Genomic DNA, 24398 nt, shown 5'->3' with positions numbered 1-24398 from the left:
GAAAATAATCATGAAGCGGGGCCGGCAAACGCTGGAAAAGGGGAAACGGCTGCTACACCGTTTCCCCTTTACGGTTCAATTAATCACGTAATTCTCCGTCTTCGTCGCTTCCAGATTCCCCGCCTCGTCGCGGGCGCGGAAGCGCAGCACCGTGGTGCCCGGGTTGTGGATCCAGACGCCGTCGATCGGGCTCGTGCCGCTGAAAGTGGTGACGCCGCCGGGCGTCGGCACGGAACCGTCGAGCGTGTAATAGATCGTCGGCTGACCGGTGCGGTTATCCGTCGCGATCAGGTTGACGAGAATTTCGTACGGATAGATGCCGCCGGGTGCCGAAGCCGTCGTCACCGGCGCGGTCGTGTCGATGTAGTACTGCTCGGAAGCCACGACGCTCCAATTGCCCGCCGCGTCGCGCGCCGCGAAGCGCAGCAGGGTGTCGGCCGACACGTTGATAGTCAACGGGCTAACGCCGTGCGGTGACGAGGCCGTCGGCGTCGAGCCGTCGGTCGTGTAATAAACGGTCAGGGTGCCGGCCAGGTTGTCGGTGGCGGTCAAGGTGACGGGAAAAGCCGCCGCATGGGGGCTTCCCGAAGGATTGGCCGCAACCTCGGGCGGCACGGTATCGATGGTGAAGGTCGCCGCCTGGATCGCCTCGGCGTTGCCGACCTGATCCACCGCAAAATATTGCAACACGGTGGTTTCGACGATCGGCAGATGTTGCACGGGGCTGACGCCGTGAATCGTCGTTGGGCCGCCGATCGCGGGCGTCGAACCGTCCAGCGTGTAGTAGAGGTTCGGGTGCGCGTCGCAATCATCGGCCGCGGAAAGGGTGAGGTAAACCGGCGCGGCGTACAAACCCGCGGCGGGATCGATCGCGGTGACCGGCGCGGCCGCGTCGATGCAATACGTTTCGACGTAGACCGGGCTGTCGTGCCCCAATTCGTCGCGCGCGAAGAAGGTCAGGGTCAGACCGTCGCCGACCGTGACCGCCAACGGGCTGGCGCCGGAAACCGTGTTGCCCTGGCCCGGAACGGGGAGAGTGCCGTCGGTGGTGTAATACAGCGTGACGGTCGTCGCGTAATCGTCGGTGGCGGTCAGGGCCACGTTTTGCGAACCGGCGTAAGTGCCGCCGCGCGGTTCCGCGACGGCGCTGGGTCCGGTCGTGTCGATGGCGTAAACGGCGCTTTGCGGAACTTCCAGATTACCGGCCGAATCCATCGCAAAGAAGCCGAGGGTCGTCTCGCTGTTGATCGGAATATCGGCAATGGGCGACGGACCGGCCAACGTGTTGGGAGCGCCGGGGAAGGGCGGCACGCCGTCGAGCGAGTAATAAATCGTGACGGTGTTGGCCGGGTCGCCGATGTCGTCGGTGGCGGTCAGGGTGACCGTCAGCGGTTCGCCGTAAACGCCGGCCGCCGGAGCGATCGCGGTCGTCGGCGGGGTCAGATCCTGCGTGTAGGTTTCGGTGCGAACCGGTTCGATGTTGCCCGCTTCGTCCACCGCGCGGAATTTCAGCACGGTGGTGGCGCTCAGTTCGAGCACGACGGGTGACGGGGCGCTGATCGTTCCGCCGGGCGGAACAGTGTCGTTGTCGTCATCGTCATCATCGTCGTCGTCGCCGGGAGTAGTGTCGTTGTCGTCGTCGCCCGGAGTGGTGTCGTTGTCATCATCGTCGTCATCATCCGCCGGGGTCGGCGAAGCGTCGTCATCCAGCGACGCCTTGGTATCGTTGTCGTCGTCGTCACCCGCGGTGTCATCGTCGCCGGGCGTAGTATCGTCGTCATCGTCGCCGCCGATGTCGATCACTGGATCGGTGCCGTCCAGGGTGTAATAGATCGTCGGGTTGGCGGTGTGATTATCGGTCGCGGTCAACACGACGGTGATCGTGTCCTGGAACGTGCGCGAGGGCGGATTGGCCAGCGTGTTGGGGATGTTCGGGTCGATCACATACGTCGCCGTTTCCACCGCGCCGATGTTACCGGCGGCGTCGACGGCGAAATATTTGATTTCGGAAGAGGCCTCGACCAGCAGATTTTCCACCGGACTGAGGCCGGTCAGGGTCAGCGGATCGCCGATCAGCGGCTCGGAGCCGTCCAGCGTGTAATAGATCGTTAACGGGCCGGCGGTGTTGTCGATCGCCGACAGGACGACGGTTTGGGCGGCGCCGTAGACGCCGGCCGCGGGATCGGCGGTGACGGTCGGAGCCGCGCCGTCAATGACGAAATCCGCCGCGAGCGGCGCGCTGGCGTTATGGCGTTCGTCCACCGCGATGAAGGTGAGCGTCTGCGATTGGTTGATTTCCAGATGGGCGGGCGAAAGCACGCGGAAGCCCGAATACTCGCCGCCGGCCAGCTTTTTCGGCTCGGTGCCGTCGAGCGTGTAATAGATAAAAACCCGTTTGCCGCCGGCGTCCGAGCCCCAGAGGGTGACGGCCACCGGTTCTTTGAATACGCCGCCTTCCGGAACCATGCCGAGCGTATCCGGCGCCGTGCGATCCTTGTGGCCGCCGCCCGAGCCGCCATCGTCGCCGCATCCCATGCCGCCGCCCAGCAGCGGTAAAAGGACGAGCAGGGAAAGCAGGACTACGCCGCACGGCACCGCCAGCCAGGCGGTCCGCGACGAACGGAAGGTCGTTTTTTCGGTCGGGCGAGAGTGGTTGTTTTTCATGGCGCGGCCTCCTAGTACAACAAATAGGTTTCGGTTTTGTGCGGCGATTGCGCCACCAACCACTGGTTTATCGCGTAGTACTCGAGGTCCCAGGTATCCGTGCCGTTGACGTAATTGTTGTCGCCGCAGAGGCTGACGACGTACGGCGAAGGGCCGGATGTGTAAGCGCTCCAGGAACCGCCGTTGTGTCTGAGCCGGTAGAAAATGGTCGGCGTCGGATCGTAGGGGTCGGAGCCGATGATCGCGATCGACAGGCAACCGATGGCCGTGCTGCCGGGCGGATAAGCTGATGAGGAGGGCATGGTCGGGTTGTAGACTTCGGTCTTCACCGACTCGATGTTGCCCGCGTCGTCCACCGCCATGAAGCGCAACACGAACGTCGCCCCGGCCTGGAAGGTGATGCCGGTCACCGGACTGAGCCCGCTGTAGGTCCAAGTGCTGCCGGGGATCGGGATGCTGCCGTCGCGGGTATAGTAAATACGCGGCTGCGCCGTGTGCGCGTCGGTGGCGGTCAGCGTGATGGCCTGTGGGGTGGCGTAGACGCCGCCGAGCGGATTGGCCATCGTGGTCGGCGGTGTCGTATCCAGCCCGTAGACCTGTGTCAGGATGCCGCTGCCGTTGCCGGCCTCGTCGACGGCCACCACTTTCAAGGTGAGCGCGCCGCTGACGTACACTTCGAGGGGCGAGGGGCTTTGCGGCGACGAGCCGACCACCGGATCGTTGCCGTCGGTCGTGTAATAGATCGTGCATTGCGCGGCGAGGTCATCGGTCGCGGTGACCGTCGCCCAGAACGCGTGGCTGACATAGCCGCCGGCCGGATCGAACGTCACGCTCGGCGGCAGATTGTCGATCAGGTATTCCTCGTCGCCGAGCGCCGATTCGTTGCCGGCCTCGTCGACCGCGTAGAAGAGTAACGTCGCCGACGCGGGGATGACCAGCCCCGCGACGGGACTTACGCCTTGATAGGTTCCCGGGGCGCCCGGCTCCGGGACGCTGCCGTCCAAGGTGTAATAGATCACCGGCGCCGCGCTTACGTCGTCGGTCGCCGCGATCGTCACCGTCGGCGCCGCGTTGTAAAGATCGCCGGCGGGCGCGGCGGCGACGGTCGGCGCCTGGGTATCGATCACGTAGACCTCGACGCCAAGCGGGCCGTCGTTGCCGGCGGCGTCGCGGGCGAAGAAGGAAAGAGTCGTGGCGGCGTCGATGACGATTCCGGCCACCGGACTGAGGCCGGCGACCGTTCCGGCACCGCCCGGGACGGGCGTCGAGCCGTCGGTCGTGTAATAGATCGTCAACGCGCCGGGCAGATCGTCGGCGGCGGTCAGGGTGACGGTCTGCGCCGCGGTGTAAATACCGCCCGGCACCGAGGCCATAACGGTCGGGCCGAGGCTATCGATCCGGTAATTTTCGGTATGGGTCGTCTCGCGGTTGCCCACTTCATCCATCGCGTAGAATTTCAGTACCGTATCGGCGGTGACGGCGATGCCCTCGATCGGCGAAGGGCCGAACAACGTGCCGTCCTGACCAGGGTAAGGTTCGGCGCCATTGAGGGTGTAATAAATGAGCGGCGCGGCGCTGTAATTGTCGGTCGCGGACAGGGTGAGCGAAAGCACGTCCGGATAGACACCGCCGGCGGCGGAAACACTGCCGACCGGAGGGCTCGAATCGAGGGTGTAGAGATCCACCTTGGGCGTCGGCGAATTGCCGGCCTCGTCCACCGCCGTATAAATGATGGTGGTGGTTTGGGTGGCGGTCAGAACGACCGGCGAAGCGACGCGATAGGTGGTGGAGCTGTCGAGCGAAGGCTCGGTGCCGTCGAAGGTATAGAGGATCTGCGGCGCCGCGGTCAGATCGTCGGTGGCCGTCAGGGTGATTTCGATCTCGCCCCCGAATACCCGCCCCGCCGGTTCGGCGATGACGTCGGGCAGGGTGCCGTCGATCACGTATGTCGCACTGCCGATCTCGCCGGCGTTGCCCGCGGCATCCACCGCCAGATAGCGGATTTCGGTCGGAGCGGCGATTTCGATGCCGGTCACCGGCGCCGTGCCGATGAGCGTCGAACCCTCGGTGGAGCCGCCGATCTCCGGGTCCGACCCGTCCAGCGTGTAATAGATGGTGATCGTGCCGCCGTTGTCATCGTAGGCGGCCAAGGTGACGCTTTGGGTGGCGCCGTAGACACCCGAGGCCGGTTTGGCGGTCACCGCGGGCGGCAGGCTGTCGATTTTGTATTCCGCCACGGCGATTTCACCGGCATTGCCGCTGCCGTCCATCGCGAGGTAGGTGACGTTGGTATTTTGCGACAGCGTCAAGGTGACGGGGCTGATCGCGCGGATCGTGCCGCCGGCCGTTTTATCGGTCGAGGGCTCGCTGCCGTCCAGCGTGAATAATATGTAAGGATCCGTCGTCCGGTCGTCTTCGGCCGTGATGGTCACTTCCACCGGGGTGTTGAACAGTCCGGCTTCCGGCTCGATGGTCGCCGTCGGCGGCGTGCCGTCATCGTGTCCGCCGGCGTCGTCGTCATCGTCGCATCCGCAACCGCCGGCGGCGAAAACGGACAAGGCGACCAGCAGCAGTAAACCGACGCTCCAGCGGGTAATGGATCGGGTCATTTCAGGCCCTCCCTGTGGGAATGATTGGTAGTTGGCTTCCGGTAAGGAAAAGGTACGAATGAACATATAAATAACTCGTTATTGGCGAATGTTTGAAACGAAGAGCGACCATTGAAGCGCCGTCGCAATGATCGCGGGCGGTAAAAGAGCGTTTTTCAGCCGCGTTGGCGATACCCAATTATTGCCCCCTTTTTGAAGGGGCGCCGGCAGCAGGACAAAAAGATACTCACATCCGTCGACTGAGATTTACCATAACCTCTTCCATTTTGGCAGGCAAGAAATATCTGTTTGCCGGGGCAAGATTCAAACCTTCCCAAACGAGGCGGGAATTCTCCAATACCAGAGAGAAAAGGCGGTTTTTTTATACTATTTGTCGATTTTCCGGTGAAATGAATAATGTATTTGTCGGAGACAATCGATAAGTGATACAAAGGGGAAAAATAAGGATGGTATAAAAACAGGTTTTTGGATAAGCGCCGGCTGTCTGTCAGGTTATCTGCTGTTTGTTGTCGAAGGCGTACGATAGAAAACATGAACTTCCGTTTCGACCGTTTTTTTCGGCCGCCAATGTTTCCGGGTGACGAAGAGAAAACCCGTACCGCCTTTATCTTAAATTACCTGTTATCCTTTATGCTCGTTATTTTATGTGTCGCCCTATTGATCGGGGTTCCCTTTTTCTTTGCCGATAAACTGGTCAGCGCGCTCATCGTCCTGGTGCTCTTTGGCATCGTTTTTTCTGCTCGCGGCATGATGGTCCGCGGATGGGTGCGGGGCGCCAGCCGGTTGTTGATCGCCGGTCTTTTCATCATCTTCGGGTGCAATATCGTCTTCTCCGGCGGATTGTACAGCGCCAATCTGGTTTTCCTGATTGCCATGACCGTATTGACCGGGCTTCTTTTAGGCCATCGGGCGGCAATTTACATGGCGATTTTGAGTATTATTCTCGGGTTGGTCATTTTCCTGACCGACTACTTCGGTCATCCGATTCCGCAATTATTGCCCGCGCCGCCGTTGTCGCGCTGGGCGATTCTGACGATCGCCCTGGTTTTAACCACCACCACGCTGAATTACACCTTGCGGCTGCTGGACGAATCCTTGGAAACATCCCGGCGGGAAATCGTCGAACGGCGGGCGGCCGAAGCGGACCTCGCGCGTGAAATCCGACTTTCCGAACATATCATCAACAGCCTGCCGGGCTTGTTCTACATGTACGATACCCAAATGCGCTTGATTCGCTGGAATTTGAAACATGCCACGGTGCTTGGCTACTCACCGGCGGAATTACGGGAAATGACCGCCATGGATTTTGTCCGGCCGCGGGATCGCGATTTTCTAGCGGAGCGGATCCGGAAAACCATGACTGAAGGGACGGCGGAGATCGAAGTCGAGCTGATCCGGAAAAACGGCGAGACCATTCCGTATCTGCTGACGGGTTTGCGCGTCGAGTTGGACGGCACGCCCTTCATAATCGGCGTCGGAATCGATATGTCGGAACGCAAGGCGGCGCAAAAAGAGCGGGAAAAACTGGCGGAACAATTGCGCCAATCGCAAAAGATGGAAGCCATCGGCCGTTTGGCCGGCGGCGTGGCGCATGATTTCAACAATCTGCTGACCGGAATCATCGGCCACGCCGGTCTGGCCTTGATGAAGCTGCATCCGCGCGATCCGCTGAACGAGACCTTTCAGGAAATCAACCGGGCCGCGGAGAACGCCGCCGGTTTGACCCGGCAGCTCCTGGCCTTTTCGCGCAAGCAGATCATCGAACCGCGGGTTTTCGATCTCAACGAACTGGTTGGGCGGATACATAAAATGGTCGGCCGGTTGATCGGCGAGGACATCGAACTGCGGCTCTTTGCCGCGCGGCAACCGTTATGGATCAAGGCGGATCCCGGACAGATCGAACAAATCATGATCAATCTGGCGATCAACGGTCGTGACGCCATGCCGGAAGGCGGGCAGTTGATCATCAGCTCGGATCTGGTGACAGGTCTGCCCGCCAGCCTGGGAGAAACGGCGAGCGATCGACAATTCGCGGTTCTGCGGGTGCGCGACACCGGCTGCGGGATCGATGAGGAAACGCGCCCCCATATTTTCGAACCCTTCTTTACCACCAAACCGGTCGGCAAAGGCACCGGTCTGGGGCTGGCCATGGTGTATGGCGCGGTGAAGCAGAACCACGGCTTTATCGATGTTTCCTCGACGCCCGGTCAGGGCTCGGTTTTCACGCTATATTTCCCCCTGGTTCCGACCGCGGCCACCGAACCGCCCAGCCCGACGGAGCAGGAGGCGACCCCGACCGGACGAAGCGAGACGATTTTGGTCGTCGAGGACGAAGCCGTGGTCCGCGAGCCGACGATTCGCATGCTGCTGGGTCTCGGTTACCGGGTGTTGTCGGCGGCGTCGGGAGAGGAAGCGTTGACGGTCTACCAGGCCCATGGCCGTGAGATCGACCTTTTATTGACCGATGTGATCATGCCCGGCATCAACGGCTACGAGTTGGCCGAAAAGCTGACGGCCCGGCAGCCGGGGTTGAAAGTTTTGTACACCTCGGGATACTCGGAGGAGATCATTGCGCAACATGGGGTGTTGCGCGAGGGCATCCGATTTATGGAAAAACCTTATTCGCCGCCGGCGCTGGCCCGTAAAATCCGTGAAGTACTGACCAAGGAATAGAAGCCGACATGAAATTGAATCGCGCCGAAACCCTGGCGATGAACAACCCGATTCGCGCGGCCATGCGGCGCTATTGGGAAGTCCCCAATTTATTGAAGCTCGGCGGGCCGCTGCCGGGTGGGATCGCTCTCGAGGTCGGCTGCGGCCGGGGAGTCGGGTCGCAAATGATTCTGAAGCATTTCGGAGCCGCTCGGGTGGAGGCGTTCGATCTGGATCCGGCGATGGTCCGGCGCGCCGAGCGCCGTCTGGCGCGCATGGGCGACCGGGTCAAGTTGTGGAGCGGCGACGTGACGCAAATCCCCGCGCCGGACGGCTATTACGATGCCGTGTTCGATTTCGGCATCATTCACCACGTGCCGAACTGGCGCGACGCGATCGCGGAAATTCACCGGGTGCTCAAGCCGGGCGGCCGTTTTTACGTCGAGGAAATCCTGCGGCGGTTTCTGGAATATCGGTTGATCCGCACCTTCTTCGCGCACCCGCGCGAAGACCGGTTTACCGCCGACGATTTTGTCGACGCGCTCGCGCGGCAAGGCTTTTCACTCGTCGGCCGGACCGATTTTATCAGTTGGGCCTGTTGGCTGGTCGCGGATAAAAACTAGCCGATCACTTTTCCGACCACTGGAAATCGTCGTGGCCCGCGTTCCATTGCGTCGCCTGTTCCGGCGTCAGATATTCGCCGTAGCCGGCCAATTCCTTCACATAATAGCCGAAAAAGGCCGTGACATAGCGCAAAACCAGCGAATGCTGGCGCGGCAGGGACATGGGCCGGCCGCTGATGACGTCGGTGAAGCCGAGGTGGCCGGCGCTATCCAGCAGCAAATAGTTCGCCGGCGAGTTCAGGTGGGCCCACGTCGGCTCGGCCTCGCGCTCGTAGGGGCACCAGTTGTCGGCGGTGCCGGCGATCAGCATGGTTGGAATTTTGATCGTTTCCACGCCGACGGCGTCGGGGCCGAAATACGACTGCGCCCCGTCGTGGGCGAGGGAAATCGCGGCCTTGAGGCGCGGATCGGGCAGCCGGTTTTCGAAAATCGCGCGGGCCGCGGGAATCGCGCAGATATAGATATCGACCGGCGGGTCGGCGCACAACTCTTCGATGTAATCGTAGCTGAAGGCCGCGCCGGCCAGGGCCAGCGTCGTGTTGCCGCCGTAAGAATGGCCGATCATGCCGACTCGTTGAATATCGCCCAGGCCGGCGAAGGGATGTTCGGGCGCGGCAAAGAGCTTGCCCAGGCGGTTGAGCGCGAAGACGATGTCGAACGGCCGCAGGACCGACATGTCCAGAAGCCAAGGCCAGTAATGGGTGATCCCGACGTTGCCGACGTGATTCGGCGCGATGCAGACGTAGCCGTGGGAAGCCAGGAATTCCAATAGGTACTTGTATTCCTCCTTGCGCGCGCCCGATCCGTGCGAAAAGGCCACGACCGGGTAGGGTGCGCCCGTCAAATCCGGCGCGGCGTTTTCCACCGCCAGGTAAGCCGGCTTCATCATGCGGTCCATCAGGCCGGCCGTGGTCGCCGCTTGATTGTAGGCCGCGCCGTCGATCGGCGGCGTTTGCGCCGGATAAAAGACCACGACCGGCAGCGTGCGGTCGTCGCGGTTGCCGTCGGTCCAGGCGAACTCCGCGTAACCGACGCCGTAAGGGCCCCATTGGTCGGGCGGATCGACCGGCTCCGGCGAAGCGTCGTCGTCGGCCGGTTCGGTGTCGTCGTCCGTTCCGCCAGCGGCGGAATCGTCGTCATCATCTTGGGCCTGTCCCGGACCTGATCCGGGGTCATTGTCGGATGATTCGTCGCAGCCGGAAAACAGGGCGAGCGCGAGCATGAAAAGCAAGAGCGGACCGAAAACCTTTGTTGTGAACGTCATGGTCAATCCGTTTCTTTCGGTGGAATGGCCGTTCATTTTAGCGAATCGAGCCGGGTTCGTCATCATTGACACTTGCCGGGGGGGACTCCATGCTGGTTGGGATACCAGGGAGTCTTCATGCGTAGCGAAACGGCCGGACAGGTGGTCATGGCCGGGTTTGGCGGCCCGGTCGTCGACGAGCAGGTGCGCGAAGCCCTGAAACTCGGCGTGGCCGGTTTCATCCTGTTTTCCCGCAACATCGAAAGCCCGGAACAGACCGCCGAATTGATCGCCGAAATCCGCGGCCTGGCCGAGGGGCGCCGGCTGTTGTTCGCCGTGGATCAGGAAGGCGGGCGCGTGGCGCGGTTGAAGGCGCCGGCCACGATCTGGCCGCCGATGCGCGTCCTGGGGCGGATCGGCCGGGCCGACCTGGCCGAACGGTTCGGCCGCCTGATGGGACGCGAACTGGCCGCGTTGGGTTTCGATATCGACTTCGCGCCGGTGGTCGACGTGGATTCCAATCCCGCCAATCCGGTCATCGGCGACCGGAGCTTCAGCGCCGACCCGCGGGTGGTCGCCGAGTTGGGCGCCGCCGTCATCCGGGGCTTGCAGGCCGAGGGCGTCTGGGCCTGCGCCAAACATTTCCCCGGCCACGGCGACACCGACCTGGACAGCCACACGCATTTGCCCGTCGTGCCGCACGACCGCCGGCGGCTGGATGAAGTGGAATTGCCGCCGTTCCGCGCCGCCGTCGCGGCGGACGTGGCCGCGGTCATGACGGCGCACCTGGTGGTCGAGGCGATCGAGGCCGGCCGGCCGGCGACCCTTTCGCCCCGAGTGCTGTCGATTCTGCGGAACGAATTGGGCTTCACCGGGGTCATTGTCACCGACGATCTGGAGATGAAAGCCGTCGCCGACCGGTATCCGATGGGCGAGGCGGCCGTCGCGGCGGCGGCGGCCGGGGCGGACCTAATTCTGGTTTGCCATCGGCTGGACCGGCTGGAAGAGGCGGTGCGCGGGCTCTTCGATGCCCACTTGAACGACCGCCTGCCGCCCCGGCGCTTGTACGAGATGCGCGAGCGGCTGCAACGGACCACGATGCGGTTTCCCGCGCCGACGCGCCGGCAGTTGAAACTCGTCGGGTGCGACGAGCATCTGGCGTTCGCCCGGGAAATCGACGTCGCGGCGGCGAAGGCTTGACTTTGCCGCCTAGCGGTAATAATCGACCCTAAACCCTGAAGAAAAGCCATGTACACGCATCGACCGACATTCGCCTGGATCAATCTGGACGCCCTGGAACACAATTTCCGCGTGCTGCGCAAGCGGCTTGGGGCCGACATCGGCATCATGGCGGTGGTCAAGGCCGATGCGTACGGCCACGGCGCGGTGCCGGTGGCGGCGAACCTCGAACGGCTGGGCGCGGACAGCTTCGGCGTCGCCTTCGCCGAGGAAGGGATGTTGCTGCGCGAGGGCGGCATTTCCAAGCCCGTGCTGATTCTGGGCGGCATCTACCACGGCGAGGCGCTCAAGGCGCATCAGTACAGCCTGACGCCGGTCATCATCAGCCTCGAACGCGGACTGGACCTGGCGCGCGAGGCGCGGGAACTGGGCTTGCGGTTCGACGTGCACGTCAAGGTGGATACGGGCATGACCCGGATCGGCATTCCGGTCGGCGAGGCCAAGGACGCGATTCTTCGCCTGGCGCAAGAGCCGGAACTGCGCCTTGAAGGGTTGATCAGCCATTTCGCCACGGTCAGCCCGGACCTGGGCGCCGATTATTGGGACCAGTTGGCCCGGTTCAAGCGCCTGCTCGACGACCTGAAGGCGGAAGGCATCGACCCGCCGATCAAGCACATGGCCAACACCGCCGGCATCCTGGGCGCGCCGAAACCGCCGTTCAACATGGTGCGGCCGGGCATCATGCTCTACGGCTCCTATCCCGGCCCCGGTTTTGAAAACGTGCTCGACCTGCGGCCGGTTTTTCGCTTCACGACCGAGGTCTTTCACTTGAAAACGGTGCCGGCCGGGACGCCGATCAGTTACGGCGGCACTTTCGTGACCGCGCGGGAAAGCATCATCGCCACGTTGCCGGTCGGTTACGCCGACGGGCTGAACCGGCGGCTGTCCAATCGCGGCGCGGCGCTGGTGAAGGGCCGGCGGGCGCCGATCGTCGGCGCGGTCTGCATGGACATGTGCCTGCTGGACGTGACCGACATTCCCGGGGTAAGGGTGGGCGACGAGGCGGTATTCATCGGCGGCCAGGGCGCGGAGCGGATCACCGCTGAGGAAGTCGCCGAGATCTGTGACACGATTTCATACGAGATCTTTTGCAACATCAATCACCGCGTCAGCCGGGTATACGTAAGGCACGGGCTGGATGGAAATCGGTAAGCCGTTCGAGCGCCTCGGCGCCGGGCTCCTGGACTTCGTCGAGGAAGTCGGGCGCGTGATGACCATCCTCGGCCGGGCGCTGCGCTGGTTGCCGCGCAAGCCCTACCGCGTCCGGCTTCTACTGCGACAGCTCGATTTCATCGGCGTGCAATCGACCTTTATCGTCTTCTTGACCAGCCTCTTCACCGGTGCGGTTTTTTCGTTGCAGAGTTCCTACGCCTTCAGCCTGTTCGAGGCCAACTCGATGGTCGGCCCGACGGTGGTGCTGGCGCTGACGCGCGAACTGGGCCCGGTGCTGACGGCGCTGATGGTGATCGGCCGGGTCGGCTCGAGCATGGCGGCGGAAATCGGCACCATGCGCGTGACCGAGCAGATCGACGCCCTGGAAACCATGGCGGTCAGCCCGATCCACTACTTGATCGTGCCGCGGATCATCGCCGCGGTCATCATGATGCCGCTTCTGACCACGATTTTCGACTTCATCGGCACCGTCGGCTGCTGGGCGGTGACGACCAAGCTGCTCAATATCCCGCACTCAGAGTTCATGGAGCAGGTCATTTATTACGTCGATTTCGACGACTACTACATCGGCCTGATCAAGGCCGCGGTGTTCGGGCTGATCATGGCGACCATCGGGTGTTACAAGGGCTATTACACGACGCGCGGCGCCGAGGGCGTGGGCCGGGCGACGACCGAAAGCGTCGTGCTCAGTTCGGTGACCGTCATGGTCGCCAATTATTTCCTGACCGCCTTGCTGTTTTAGGGGGGTTCATGAAGCCGCCGGTGTTCATCGTCAATCCCAACGCGGCCAACGGCGCCGCGTCCCGGTTGTGGCCGGGCATCATGGAACAGGCGAAAAGCCGCCTCGGCGAGTTTGAAGTGCGGTTCACCGCCCGCATGGGCCATGCCGTCGAGTTGGCCCGTCAGGCAGCCGAGGACGGCGCCCGGCTGGTGATTTCGGTCGGCGGCGACGGCACCATGAACGAGGTGGTCAACGGCCTGATGGGCCCCGACGATCGGCCGGTGAACCCCGACACCCTGGTCGGGCAAATCTGCATCGGCACCGGTGGCGATTTTCGCAAAACGACCGGCTTGCCCAAGGAACACGCGGCGGCGCTCGATTGGCTGGCCGGCGAGGCGACGCGCACCGTCGACGTGGGCCGGCTGGAAATGATCGATCACCAGGGGCGGCCGACGATCCGCTATTTCATCAACATCGCCTCATTCGGGATCGGCGGCGAGGTGGACGAACGGGTCAACCACACGACCAAGGTGTTCGGCGGTTTCGCTTCGTTCGCCTGGGGCGCGCTCAGTGCGATGATCGGCTACAAGAACAAGAAAGTCCGGGTGATCCTCGACGACCAGAAAGACCTGGGCGAACAGGCCGTTTTCAGCGTCGCCGTGGCCAACGGCCGGTTTTTCGGCGGCGGCATGCAAATGGCGCCGCAGGCCGATCTGAGCGACGGGTTGTTCGACGTGGTGGTGATCGGCGACATTTCGCTTTGGGAAAAAATCACCCAGATGCCGAAGATTTACCAGGCCACCCACCTCGGTCATCCGAAAATCCAGTTGCACCACGCCCGGAAAATCGTGGCGATCACCGAGGAAACCGTCCTGCTCGACGTGGACGGCGAAGCGCCGGGCCGCCTGCCCGCGACCTTCGCCGTTTGCCCCGGAGCGATTCGCATCAAGATCCACGACTGACGAGGAAGGAGAGACATCATGTCAACGAAGTTGCCGCTTGCCCTGAGCGAGCGGATGTTTGCCGAAGCGAAAACGTTGGTCCCCGGCGGCGTGCTCGGGATTCGCCGCCCTTACAATTTCGTGCCGGGCGAATACCCGGTGTTTCTCGACCGCGCCCAGGGCGGCCGGATCTGGGACGTGGACGGCAACGAATACGTCGACATGCTGGCCGCCTACGGACCGATCATCCTGGGCTATCGCGAAAAGGAAATCGACGACGCGGTGATCGCGCAGATGGAAAAAGGCTTCTGCATGAGCCTGGTTCAGCCCTGCCAGAACGAGCTGGTGCGGAAGTTGCGCCAACTGATTCCCTGCTGCGAAAAAGCGATACTGGTGAAAACCGGCAGCGACGCCACCACCTGCGCGATCCGCATCGCGCGCGGTTATACCGACAAACTCAAAATCCTGCGCTGCGGCTACCACGGCTGGCACGACTGGTGCGTCGAAACGCACGGCGGCGTCCCGGCCAAGCTGTACGAGGATACGCACGAATTCGAATACAACAACCTGGAAAGCCTCGACCGGCTGCTGGCGGCGCATCGCGGCAACGTCGCGGCGATCATCGTCACGCCGGTCGGCCATCCGCTCGGCCACGCGGTGCAGGCGCCGCGGCCCGGCTTCCTCGAAGGCGTCCGCGAACGCGCCACCGCCGCCGGGATCGTGCTGGTTTTCGACGAAATCCGCAGCGGTTTCCGCGTGTCGCTGGGCGGCGCGCAGCAACGTTACGGCGTCACGCCGGACCTGGCCTGCTTCGGCAAGGCGATCGCCAACGGTTACCCGCTCAGCGCGGTGGTGGGCAAGTCGGCGGTGATGGACGTGGTCGAGAGCAAGGTTTTCATTTCGAGCACGTTTTTCCCCAACTCGCTGGAAATGGCGGCGGCGCTCAAGACGATCGAAATCCTCGAGCGCGAAAAAACGCTCGATACCCTGTGGGAACGCGGCGCGAAATGGCTGGCCGAGGTGGACGAAATCGTCAAACGCAGCGGCGTGGCGGCAGAACTGACCGGCATTCCGCCGATGCCGTTCATCATCTTTCCGGCCGACCCCGAGAAAAAATACCGGGCTCGTCGGACGCTGTTCTACACCGAACTGATCCGCCGCGGCGTCTTTTTGCAGCCGTTCCATCACGGTTACATCATGGCGCGGCACACCGACGCGGATCTCCGGCAGGCGGCGAAGGGCATCGAAGAAGCGCTGGCCGAGGTGAAAAAACAGCTTCCCTGAACGCAGTGCAGCCGGACGCCGGTCGAAAAGGGTTCTTTCCGGTGAAACCTTTTGCGCCGCCGCTGTGTCGGATTTAACAAAACCGACCAACGAGCCGAAGGCGGTACCCATGAAAACCAACCGGAAAGTTATCTTCTTTTTATTGTTGCTGGCCCTGGTCTGCTTGATTTCAATCCAGTCGTTGACGGCGGAATCCGCGGCGCCCAATTCCGACACCCCCCAGGCGACGCCCGCCGCGGCGCCGGCCACGCCGGAAGAGCCCAAGGACATCACCGCTCAAGTCCGCGAATACAACTCGGACCAGTTCGCCCCACCGCCGGCGGATTTTCGCCAGGGCCAGGTCACCGTCCGGCAATTGGATGAAAAAGCCGTGCAGAAAACCGAAAACGGCTATGCCGTGCAACTGCCCAGTCATGCGCCGGTCGCCACTCCCGCGGTGGCCGACGGCCTCGTTTTTGTCAGCGGCGGTTTTCGTTCCAAAGAGTTCTACGCGTTCGAAGCCCGGACCGGCACGCTGAAATGGGCGGTAAACCTGGATGACGACGGCCCCTCCAGCGTCGTCGTCCGCGACGGGGTGGTCATTTTCAATACCGAATCCTGCACGATTTTCGCCCTCGACGCCCAAACCGGCCGGCAGTTGTGGTCGTGGTGGCTGGGTGACCCCCTCATGTCGATGCCCACCATCGCGAATGGCCGGGTATTTTCCGCCTATCCGGCGACCGGCCGTTCGGGCGGCGCCAATCAGGCGGTGCAAATGCAGGAGAACGCGGCCAATGTGAACTCGATCGCCTCATCGCCCGCCGGGGCGAAAGCTCCGCCCCCGGCCAGCCACGCGCTGGCCGCCTTCGATTTGCGAACCGGGAAAATCCTCTGGCAGCGGTGGATCGACGCCGATGTGATGAGCGCGCCCGTGGCCGAAGGCGACGAGTTGTTTGTCGCCACGTTCGCCGGCACGATTTATCGCTTCCGGCAAAGCGACGGCGAGATCCTCTCGGCCCGGCAGGCGCGAGCCACTTCCGCGCCGGTCGTGGTCCACGGCGAGCTTTACTACACCAAACGCGCGGACGTTCCCGGTTCGGGCGTGGCCGAGGAAGCCACCGTCAACGCCAGTAAGAACTCGGGGCAGGAAACGCGGCAGGTCAACCGCAAAGCGGCGCCGTATATCGACAGCGCGGTGCAAGCCAAAACCCAGTACAAATCACAGGGCATTTCGCTGGACGCGGCCAACGGTTTTGCCGGCGGCGCGCCGGCCCAGTCCAACGCCGAAGCGGCCTACGGCAATATCGGCCAGAACAACGTTTCGACACTGCAAGCTTTTCAGGGTTCGCGCGTGCTCACCTACGGCGATAACAATTACAATGTGCTGGGCGATGAAATCGTCTGCAACGAGCGGAAAACCGGCGAAAAACGCTGGAGCCAGCCGTTGCCCGGCAACCTGACCGAACTCGGCGGATTCCTCGGGACGCCGCCCGTGGTCGCCGGCGGCTATCTTTTCATCGGCACCGTCAACGGTGAAGTGCTGCAAATCGATCCGGCCGACGGCCTGCAGATCAAGGCCTATCCGATCGGCGCGCCGGTCCGCTCCCAACCCGTGATCGAGGGCGGCTTCATCTACGTCGGCACGCAGGACGGCAGATTGGTCGCCATTGATACGCGGGACGAAAAACTGACCGGCTGGCCGATGTGGGGCGGCGACGCGGCGCACACCAGTTATCGCGAGCCCGTCGCGGGCCATTGATTTGTTATCGGTTGTTACTTGTCGTCGTCGCCGCCGAAGTCTTCGTGGCACTGGAAGCACGAGACGCCGCTGACACCGCCCGACAAATCCGTGCCGTGGCATTGCGTCTGGCAGGTCGACAAGCCGTGGGCGGCCGCATAGCCGCCGTGGCCCTCGTCGCTCGTCCAGCGGTGCGGGTAGGGCGCGTGGCAGGAGAAACAGGAAACCCCGCTGTCGCCGCCCTGATAGTTGGCGCCGTGACAGGCATTGGCGCAGGTTTGCGGTCCGCCTTGGCCGTCGGTGTAAACGCCGTGTTTGGCGATGTCAGCCCAGCCGGCGGCGTGCGGATAGGAAGCGTGACATTGGAAACAGGAAATGCCGCTGTCGCCGCCTTTGAGATCGGCGCCGTGACAGCGCACCGCGCAGCCGCCCGTGCCGTGTTCGAGGACGTAACGGCCGTGCTTGGACGCCGCGTCGTAGCCGTCGGCGTGCGGGTACAGCGCATGGCAACGATAGCAGGAAACCCCTGACGAACCGCCCCGGTAATCGACCCCGTGACAGCCCTGGCATTCGGCGGGGCCGTACTCGATGACATACTTCCCGTGTTGCTCGGCCTTGGCAAAGTTGTCGGAATGCGGATATATCGAACCGTTGCCCGTGGGCTGCGTCGCGCCCGTCAACGCGTCCGGATTCGGATCGTTGCAAGCCGGCGCCGCCAGACCGAACAGCGCGAACGCCGTACCAAGCAGCGCGCCGACGGCGAACAATCCCGCCCAGGTCCATTTCTTGACTGTCCGTTTCATCGGCCAAAATCCTTTACTTCGCATGGCACTTGGCGCACATCCGGTCGTTGGTGTTCATTCCCTTGACCTTTCTTTCCCAGCCTTTGGGATGCGGATTGATCCCGGCGCTGACGCTATGGCAGTCAAGGCAATAGCCTGGGCCCTTACCGTGATGGCAGGTCGAGCAGGACAGGATGTTGCGCCGCGCCTCGTCGCCGTGGAAGTTGGCGGCGCCCTTGGTCATCCAGCCGGCGGGGTGGCCGTAAAAGGGAGTTTCCGCCTCGGCGGAGACGCGATCCTTTTTATGGCAGGCGGCGCACTCCGCGCGGGAGTGGCACTTCAGGCAGGAGGACGGATCGGTTTTCGCTTCGATGCGGTGCAGGGTCAGGTAATCGCCGCGATGGATGAAATGTTTGGTGACGTTTTCGGGGTATTTGACGCTCGGCTTGATCCCCGCTTTTTTGCTGTGGCACTCGAGGCAGTAGGCCTCGCGGTGGCATTGGGCGCAGATGCGGACGGAACTGTTGGCGAATTCCCGATGCTCGGTGATGAAGTTGTCGTCGTGGCGGTAGTGATCGAGCTTGTTGAGGCCGGCGGACGCCAGGTCGCGATGGCACATGGCGCACAGCATCCGCTTGATTTCCTTGCCGTGACAAGCGCCGCAAATCGCGTGCGACCCCGAGATGTGCGGCTTCGGATCGATATCCGTGCCGTGGCAGGTCGCGCAATTATTCAAGGCGTCCTTGTGCTGCGAATGCATGTAGTTGGTGGCGCGGGCCTGAGTGGGGTAGGTGCGCGGCGAGCGCGGATTGGTGTGGCATTTGCCGCAATCGCTCTTCGCCCGGACGTCGTGGCATTCGGCGCAGACCTTTTTCTCGGGCAGCGTGCGATAAAAACTGCGGTCGGCCAGCGAATTGGCGTGGCAATGCGCGCAGTCGATATTCTGCGCGGCATGCAGCTTGTGGTTGAACAGAATGCTGTCGGCCGAATCGGACACCGCCAGGGAAAAAGCGGCCGCCGAAACGAGCAACACCGCGCCTAATAGGATCGGTATGGTTTTCGTATGCATTTAAAAATCCGGATATAAAATGTCGCGACGACCGAAATTGTACGTCAGCTTGAGCAGCCCCCGCAGGTCGCTGTCGTAGTAGGGGCTGGTCAAGTACATTCCCGTCACCAGCAAATCCAACGCGTCGTTGAATTTAAAACCCAGGGAGCCGGTGCCGTTGAACCCCTGGCCGACTCCGTAGAGCTGTTCGTCGAGTTGGTAATGGATGGCGTCCAGCACCACGTAAAAAGACGCGGCGAACCGCTGGTAGAAATAGCCGCGCAGTTCGCGATAGCCGTTGTCCTGGCGGTCCAGGCGATACAGGCCGACGTTGACGGTGTTGGTGCGCTCGTCGCCCCAGAGCACGCCGAGCGAGCCGCCGTAGCGGTCCGCCGGATCGGCGTCGTCGTAGACGTAGTGGTCGTATTGCGCCCCCAAGGCGATGCGCCGCGCCGCAACGTACCGCGCCTCGGATTGGATTTTGTCGATCGTGTCGAAGCTGAACACCGAGAAAAACGAGCCCATTCCCAGATAGGCCGAGGGCATCAGCCGCTGATATTCGCCGAGCAGCTTCAGATCCTCGACCGGCCGGATGACCAGCATGCCGTCGGTGTCGTACCAGGAGGAGTACAGCAGGTCGTAATAGGCGTGCCCCATGACGTCGAGGTTGGCGATGGGAAACAGCGTCAAATCGCCGCCGAAAATCCGCCGGTCCGGATCGCCTTTTTCGGTGAAGGCGGCCGCCGAAAAACCGGCTTCGATATAGGGCCGCCAACCGGCGTAGAAACGTCCGCCGTAGCCCCAGTCGCCGTCGCGCTCGCCCACCTCGGAAAATACCGGCACTCCCCCGAACCCCTGGATGCCGATGTCGTCGATCGGTTCGAGTTGCAGCACCGCGCCGTCCACCTGCTCCGCCACCGGACCGATGACCACCAGTCGTCGGCCGAGCGAAGCGTCGAAAACGTTGTCCTGGTCATGCCAGCGCACGAAGGCCGAATTGAGCTGCGCGTCGCCGACCGCTTTGTCCTCGGGGTCCAATTTGTCGATGGCATCGCCGCGGCCCCAGCCGGAAAAATACATTTCCAGCCGCTCCACGCCGATGTTGCTCGCGCCGAAATCGAGAAATTCATAGAGCGCCAGATAGGATTTGTTTTTGTCGGCGATCGATTCGGTGAAGTAATACGGAATCGTGGTTGAATTGCCGTAGTATTGCAGGTCGGCGGCCAAGGCGGGCCGCGCGACAAGCCAGATCAGCAGAACCCATCCGGCTGCCGGCAACCAACGCCCGCCGGAGCGATCGGGCCGGCGACGTAAGCGGGGCGCGACGACACCTCGGCACAACGTTGCATTCATCCACTAACCTCTCGCAGTTGGGCGGTAGAAAAGATTCATCACCAGCACAGCCTCATTATTCAATACCGCAATTCTTTTTAAAAAGGGAATTTAAAACTGATGGCACACCAGGCACTGGTTCTTATCCTGCCAACTTTTCCCATGCATTCCCGAGTGGCAGTTCAGGCAATTCGAGGACGGATCATGATCCTCCGGAGTGCCGCCATGATTCGGGCTGCCGTGATTCGACATGCTGTGGCATTGCGTGCATTGATCCGGCGCCGTGTACTGATGCTGATGCGGCTCTTTCGGCGCGCCGTTGAAATTGGACGCATGGCAGATATAGCAGTTCCAGGTGCTGGTGTGGTTGTTCGGGTACTGCGGCGCGGCGGTGCCGGCTTGATGGCAGGTGAAACACTGCTGTTGACTGGTCCAGCTTTTGGAATGCTGCGCGGCGTGGCACGTCAGGCAATTGCCGGTGGAGCCGTGGCCTTCCGGCGCGTTGGGATCGGTAAAGCTCCAGCTTCCGGCTTCGTGACAGGTCAGGCATTCGCCCGGCGACCCGTATTGATGGCCGTGCGGTTCGCCCTGGGCGCTGTAAAAATCCTCGCTGTGGCAAAGATAACAATCCCAGGCGGTGTCATGACCGGTCGGGTAGGTCGGCGTCGTGGTCGCTTCACCCGGCAAATGGCAGGCCAGGCACTGATAGGGGTCGGCCCAGGTTTTGTCGTGCAGCCCTTGATGGCAATTCAGGCAATTCTCTTCCGATCCGTGGCCGTCGGGAGCGTTCGGATCATGGTAATTGCTGTCGCTCGCCTCGTGGCAGGTCAGGCATTCGTTCGGCGAATCATATTGATGGTCGTGCGGCTCGCCTTGCGCGGTGAAAAAATCCTCGGCGTGGCACAGGTAGCAATCCCATGAGGTCCGGTGATTTTTCGGGAATCGCGGCGTCTCGGCGGCGGTTCCGGGCAAATGGCAGACCAGGCATTGGTTGGGGTCGGCCCAGGTTTTTTCGTGCAGCCCTTGGTGACAATTCAGGCAATTTTCAGTCGAGCCGTGCCCGGCTGGAGCATCGGGGTTGGTATAGGTCCAATCGCCGTCGGGATGGCAGGCGTTGCACTGTGAAGGCGCAGCGAACGTGCTGCTGTGCGGTTCGCCCTTGGCGCCGAGAAAATCCTCCGCGTGACACAAATAGCAATCCCAGTCGCGATCATGCCCCAGCGGCAGGGAAGGCATCGCCGCGCCGTCGTCGTCGTCAGCCGACGAATCGTCATCCGCGATGTCGGCGCTGTCGTCGTCATCGGCCGTTTGATCGGATTCTGGAGTGAAATCGGGCGATTCGCCGCAGGAAACAATTGCCTGCGCGAAAACGGAGAAAAGAAAAATCACGAGGAAAACGGCCAGAAAAGGGTATTTTTTCCGTTTCATACTTTTCTCGTTGTTTGCCCACCAAGCCGACTCAATTCATCATTAACATCGACTTTTGAGTAATTCAAGAACAAAATTTTAACATCGAAATGAACCATAACCATTTGATATTATTATAAATATCATTGAAATCGAAAATCAAGAAGGTCTCAGGGCAAAACGGCGGTCGCCTCGATCTCCAAATCCATGGCATCGTCGATGAATCCGGCGACCTCCACCACGCTCATGGCCGGGTAGTGATCGCCGAATTCGGCGCGGTAAATCGAGCCCAATTCCGGACGATTCGCCAGGTATTCCGCCATGTTTTTAACGTAGATGGTCAGCCGGCCGATGTGTTCCACCTGGCCGCCGGCGGCTTTAACCACTTCGCGCACCGCCGCCAGCGCCCGGGCGAACTGCGCCGCGAAACTGCCGTCACCGCCGCGGTCGCCCAATCCGCCCTGACCGGCCACAAACAGAATCCGGCCGCCGGACAGCAAAACGCCGTGATTGTAGCCGTTCGGCTCGGGCAGTGCTTCCGGATTGAAAAAAGATGGTTTCATCGGATTCCCCGTTGTTTCATCTTTTCCAAGATAAATCCGGCGACGTGTTCCGCATAGGTGCCGCGGCCGAATCCGGCATCGTATCCCAGTTCCAGGGCCAGTTTGTGATCGATGCGCGGGCCGCCGCAGATCAGCACGAGGCGGTCGCGGTAATCGGCCGCCTCGACCAGTTCCACCAGGCGGGTCAGGTTTTGACGATGGAAGCCCTTTTCGGTGACCACCTGGCTGACCAGAACCGCGTCGGCGTGTTTTTCGATGGCGGCCTGCAGCAACGCTTCCGGCGGCACCTGGGCCCCGAGGTTGTAGGCGTCGATGTTCGGGTAGCGCTCCAGCCCGTAATGGCCGTCGTAACCCTTCATGTTCATGATCGCGTCGATGCCCACCGTATGGGCGTCGGAACCGATGCAGGCGCCGACGACGACGATCTTGCGGCCGAGCTGCTCGCCGATGGCGGCGTTCACTTCCTCGCGCGAGAGGGGCTTGATGTCGACTTTTTCGACGTGGATTTGCGTCAGGTCGATCGACTGATCGGTGTGGCCGTAAACGATGAAGAACGAGTAGCCGCCCAGGTCCTCGCCGTGGACGACCGACGGGTCGCGCAGGCCGAGCTGGCGGCCCAGCAGCCGCGCCGCCTCGACGGCTTCGGGGGAAAGGGCGACGGGCAGGGTGAAGCTCATCTGCACCGCGCCGTCGTCCATGATGTCGCCGTACGGGCGGACCTGGGTGAGATCGACTTCCTTGGTTTTAACCGCGCGCATGAATTTTCTCCGCGAGCACGTCGAACAGGGGATTGGTGTATTGCGGTTGTTTCTTGACGACGCCTTCCTTGCCCTTGCCGCCCTCGGGGGCGCGCTTGATGTCGGCGAACAACCCGGCGGCGATGGCCGCGAACAGGCCATCGCGCCGGATTTGCTCCAGCATCGCCACGGCCTTATCGAGCACTTCCATGCCGCGCTGGTGGAGGGGCGAGCCGGGTTTGACGTCGAGATTTTCGCCGAGGTGCCGCGCGCCGTCGAAGACCATCTTGGCGTTTTTGATCGCCAGGGCGCGGTCCATCAGGTAGGGCGTGTGCATGGCCTCGGTCAGCATGCCCAGCAGTTCGATGCCCTGGCCGGTGACGACGCCGACGAGGTTGTACAGGGTGTTCATCGCGTAGCCGCGAAAGATGTCGCCCGTCATATGCTTAGTGGGCGGCATGTACTTGATCGGATGTTCGGGGAAGATTTCGCGGATCAGCAGCGCCTGGCCCAGCTCGTAGAGGAAGCTGTCCTCGAGTTCGGGCTTGATCTCGAAGGCGTGGCCGAGGCCCATCTGCGCCGGCTTCAGGCCGGCCGCGGCGGCGAATCGTTCGTTGATCAGGTCGCTGGCCAGCACCGTGTGCGCGGCCTCGATCGCGTCGGCGGTGGTCAGGTAGTTGTCCTCGCCGGTGTTGATGATGATTTCGGCGTAGGCGCTGATCATCCGCGACAGGTGCTGGTCGACGAAGGTGCGTAGCGGGTTGATGTCGCGGAAGAGAATGCCGTACATCGAGTCGTTGAGCATCATGTCGAGGCGCTCGAGGGCGCCCATCGCGGCGATTTCGGGCATGCACAGGCCGGAGGCGTAATTGACGAGCTGCACGTAGCGGCCGACCTCGCGGCTGACCTCGTCCAGCGCCTCGCGCATCACCCGGAAATTGGCTTGCGTGGCGTAGGTGCCGCCGAAACCCTCGGTGGTGATGCCTTCGGGCACGTAGTCGAGCAGGCTCTGCGCGGTGCTGCGGATGACGGCGATGATCTCGGCGCCCTGCCGCGCGGCCATCTGCCCCTGCACGACGTCCTCGTAAATGTTGCCGGTGGCGACGATCACGTACAGCCACGGCTGCCGGCCGCGGCCGAGGCTCGCGGTGAATTCGCGGCGCCGGGCGATCTGGGCGTCGATCGTCCGGAAGGTTTCACGGACCAGGCGCGTCGCCTCGGCGACGCCGGCGGCCGGGTCGGCCGGCCGGACGGCGCGTAGGTCGATTTCCTCGCGGGCGACGGCGGCGGCCAGTTCGCCGAGGGTCAGGCCGCGCTCCTTGGCGGCCAGGGCGACGAGCGGCGCAATGCCTTCACCCAGGCGGTCCTTGAGATGGCGGACCAGGACGTTGGGGTAGGGCACATCGTCTTCGTCGGCCCCGGACAGGCCCATCAGGCGCAGGGTGGCGCGCTCGACGGTATCGGTGGTATGGGCGGCGATCTGGGCGAGCACCGGTTCGGTAACGGCTCGGGCCAGGTCGCGCGCGTAAGCGATTTTTCCCGGATCCAGACCTAGTCGCATGAAAGAACCTCGTGGCAGTTGTGGATCTCGTTACGGTCCATGCTAAGTGACCGCGAAAGGTTGTCAACTCCCGGCGTCGGTCGGAAGGGGAACCAAGCGGCC

18 protein-coding genes are annotated in these 24398 nt (G+C 62.4%); 8 read left to right on the top strand and 10 right to left on the bottom strand.

What is annotated here, in order from left to right:
- Nucleotides 1-75: 75 nt before the first annotated feature.
- Together GX444_20520 and GX444_20515 are read right to left on the bottom strand one after the other, a co-directional pair.
- Nucleotides 76-2664, bottom strand: coding sequence for a hypothetical protein (locus tag GX444_20520; protein NLH50967.1), 2589 nt, complete (start codon nucleotides 2662-2664; stop codon nucleotides 76-78).
- A gap of 11 nt (nucleotides 2665-2675) precedes the next feature.
- Nucleotides 2676-5273, bottom strand: coding sequence for a hypothetical protein (locus GX444_20515; protein NLH50966.1), 2598 nt, complete (start codon nucleotides 5271-5273; stop codon nucleotides 2676-2678).
- A 657-nt stretch (nucleotides 5274-5930) separates the two neighbouring features.
- On the opposite strand from GX444_20515, the gene GX444_20510 reads away from it, so the two are divergent.
- Nucleotides 5931-7946 (top strand): response regulator, encoded by a 2016-nt coding sequence (locus GX444_20510; protein NLH50965.1) that lies wholly within the window; start codon nucleotides 5931-5933, stop codon nucleotides 7944-7946.
- 8 nt (nucleotides 7947-7954) lie between these two features.
- On the top strand, nucleotides 7955-8548 hold the full coding sequence (locus GX444_20505) for a class I SAM-dependent methyltransferase (protein NLH50964.1): 594 nt from the start codon (nucleotides 7955-7957) through the stop codon (nucleotides 8546-8548).
- A gap of 4 nt (nucleotides 8549-8552) precedes the next feature.
- Here the strand turns inward: GX444_20505 and GX444_20500 are convergent, their stop codons facing one another.
- Complete coding sequence (locus tag GX444_20500; GenBank protein NLH50963.1) at nucleotides 8553-9812, bottom strand: hypothetical protein; 1260 nt, start codon at nucleotides 9810-9812, stop codon at nucleotides 8553-8555.
- Between the two features lie 117 nt (nucleotides 9813-9929).
- On the opposite strand from GX444_20500, the gene nagZ reads away from it, so the two are divergent.
- The 6 genes from nagZ (at nucleotide 9930) to GX444_20470 (ending at nucleotide 16887) form a co-directional block, all read left to right on the top strand.
- Nucleotides 9930-10991: a beta-N-acetylhexosaminidase gene (nagZ, locus tag GX444_20495; GenBank protein NLH50962.1), complete on the top strand. Its 1062-nt coding sequence runs from the start codon at nucleotides 9930-9932 to the stop codon at nucleotides 10989-10991.
- 48 nt (nucleotides 10992-11039) lie between these two features.
- Nucleotides 11040-12182, top strand: a complete 1143-nt coding sequence (alr, locus tag GX444_20490; protein NLH50961.1) for an alanine racemase — start codon at nucleotides 11040-11042, stop codon at nucleotides 12180-12182.
- Nucleotides 12169-12945 (top strand): ABC transporter permease, encoded by a 777-nt coding sequence (locus GX444_20485; protein ID NLH50960.1) that lies wholly within the window; start codon nucleotides 12169-12171, stop codon nucleotides 12943-12945. The genes alr and GX444_20485 overlap by 14 nt, the downstream gene beginning before the upstream one ends.
- Before the next feature lie 8 nt (nucleotides 12946-12953).
- Nucleotides 12954-13886 carry a diacylglycerol kinase family lipid kinase gene (locus GX444_20480; GenBank protein ID NLH50959.1) on the top strand — a complete coding sequence of 311 codons (933 nt, stop codon included), beginning with the start codon at nucleotides 12954-12956 and terminating at the stop codon, nucleotides 13884-13886.
- Between the two features lie 18 nt (nucleotides 13887-13904).
- Entirely contained in the window at nucleotides 13905-15149 is a 1245-nt protein-coding gene (locus tag GX444_20475; GenBank protein ID NLH50958.1) for an aminotransferase class III-fold pyridoxal phosphate-dependent enzyme, read from the top strand.
- Nucleotides 15150-15258: 109 nt separating this feature from the next.
- Nucleotides 15259-16887: a PQQ-binding-like beta-propeller repeat protein gene (locus GX444_20470; protein ID NLH50957.1), complete on the top strand. Its 1629-nt coding sequence runs from the start codon at nucleotides 15259-15261 to the stop codon at nucleotides 16885-16887.
- A 14-nt stretch (nucleotides 16888-16901) separates the two neighbouring features.
- On the opposite strand, the gene GX444_20465 is transcribed toward GX444_20470, so the two are convergent.
- From GX444_20465 to GX444_20435, 7 genes are all read right to left on the bottom strand, one after another.
- On the bottom strand, nucleotides 16902-17669 hold the full coding sequence (locus GX444_20465; GenBank protein NLH50956.1) for a hypothetical protein: 768 nt from the start codon (nucleotides 17667-17669) through the stop codon (nucleotides 16902-16904).
- 13 nt (nucleotides 17670-17682) lie between these two features.
- Nucleotides 17683-18717 (bottom strand): hypothetical protein, encoded by a 1035-nt coding sequence (locus GX444_20460; protein NLH50955.1) that lies wholly within the window; start codon nucleotides 18715-18717, stop codon nucleotides 17683-17685.
- Nucleotides 18718-19974: a hypothetical protein gene (locus GX444_20455; protein NLH50954.1), complete on the bottom strand. Its 1257-nt coding sequence runs from the start codon at nucleotides 19972-19974 to the stop codon at nucleotides 18718-18720. It lies immediately after the preceding gene.
- 165 nt (nucleotides 19975-20139) lie between these two features.
- Nucleotides 20140-21456 carry a hypothetical protein gene (locus GX444_20450; GenBank protein NLH50953.1) on the bottom strand — a complete coding sequence of 439 codons (1317 nt, stop codon included), beginning with the start codon at nucleotides 21454-21456 and terminating at the stop codon, nucleotides 20140-20142.
- 149 nt (nucleotides 21457-21605) lie between these two features.
- Nucleotides 21606-21998: a RidA family protein gene (locus GX444_20445; GenBank protein ID NLH50952.1), complete on the bottom strand. Its 393-nt coding sequence runs from the start codon at nucleotides 21996-21998 to the stop codon at nucleotides 21606-21608.
- The gene (locus GX444_20440; GenBank protein NLH50951.1) at nucleotides 21995-22756 is read right to left on the bottom strand and encodes a hypothetical protein; all 762 of its coding nucleotides are present in this window, start codon (nucleotides 22754-22756) and stop codon (nucleotides 21995-21997) included. Before GX444_20440 ends, GX444_20445 begins: the two co-directional genes overlap by 4 nt.
- Nucleotides 22743-24296, bottom strand: a complete 1554-nt coding sequence (locus GX444_20435) for a D-lysine 5,6-aminomutase subunit alpha (protein NLH50950.1) — start codon at nucleotides 24294-24296, stop codon at nucleotides 22743-22745. Before GX444_20435 ends, GX444_20440 begins: the two co-directional genes overlap by 14 nt.
- Nucleotides 24297-24398 lie beyond the last annotated feature (102 nt).

The organism is Myxococcales bacterium (genome assembly GCA_012517325.1).
Classification (GTDB): Bacteria; Lernaellota; Lernaellaia; order Lernaellales; family Lernaellaceae; genus JAAYVF01.
This window is presented reverse-complemented; position numbering and strand designations above follow the sequence as displayed.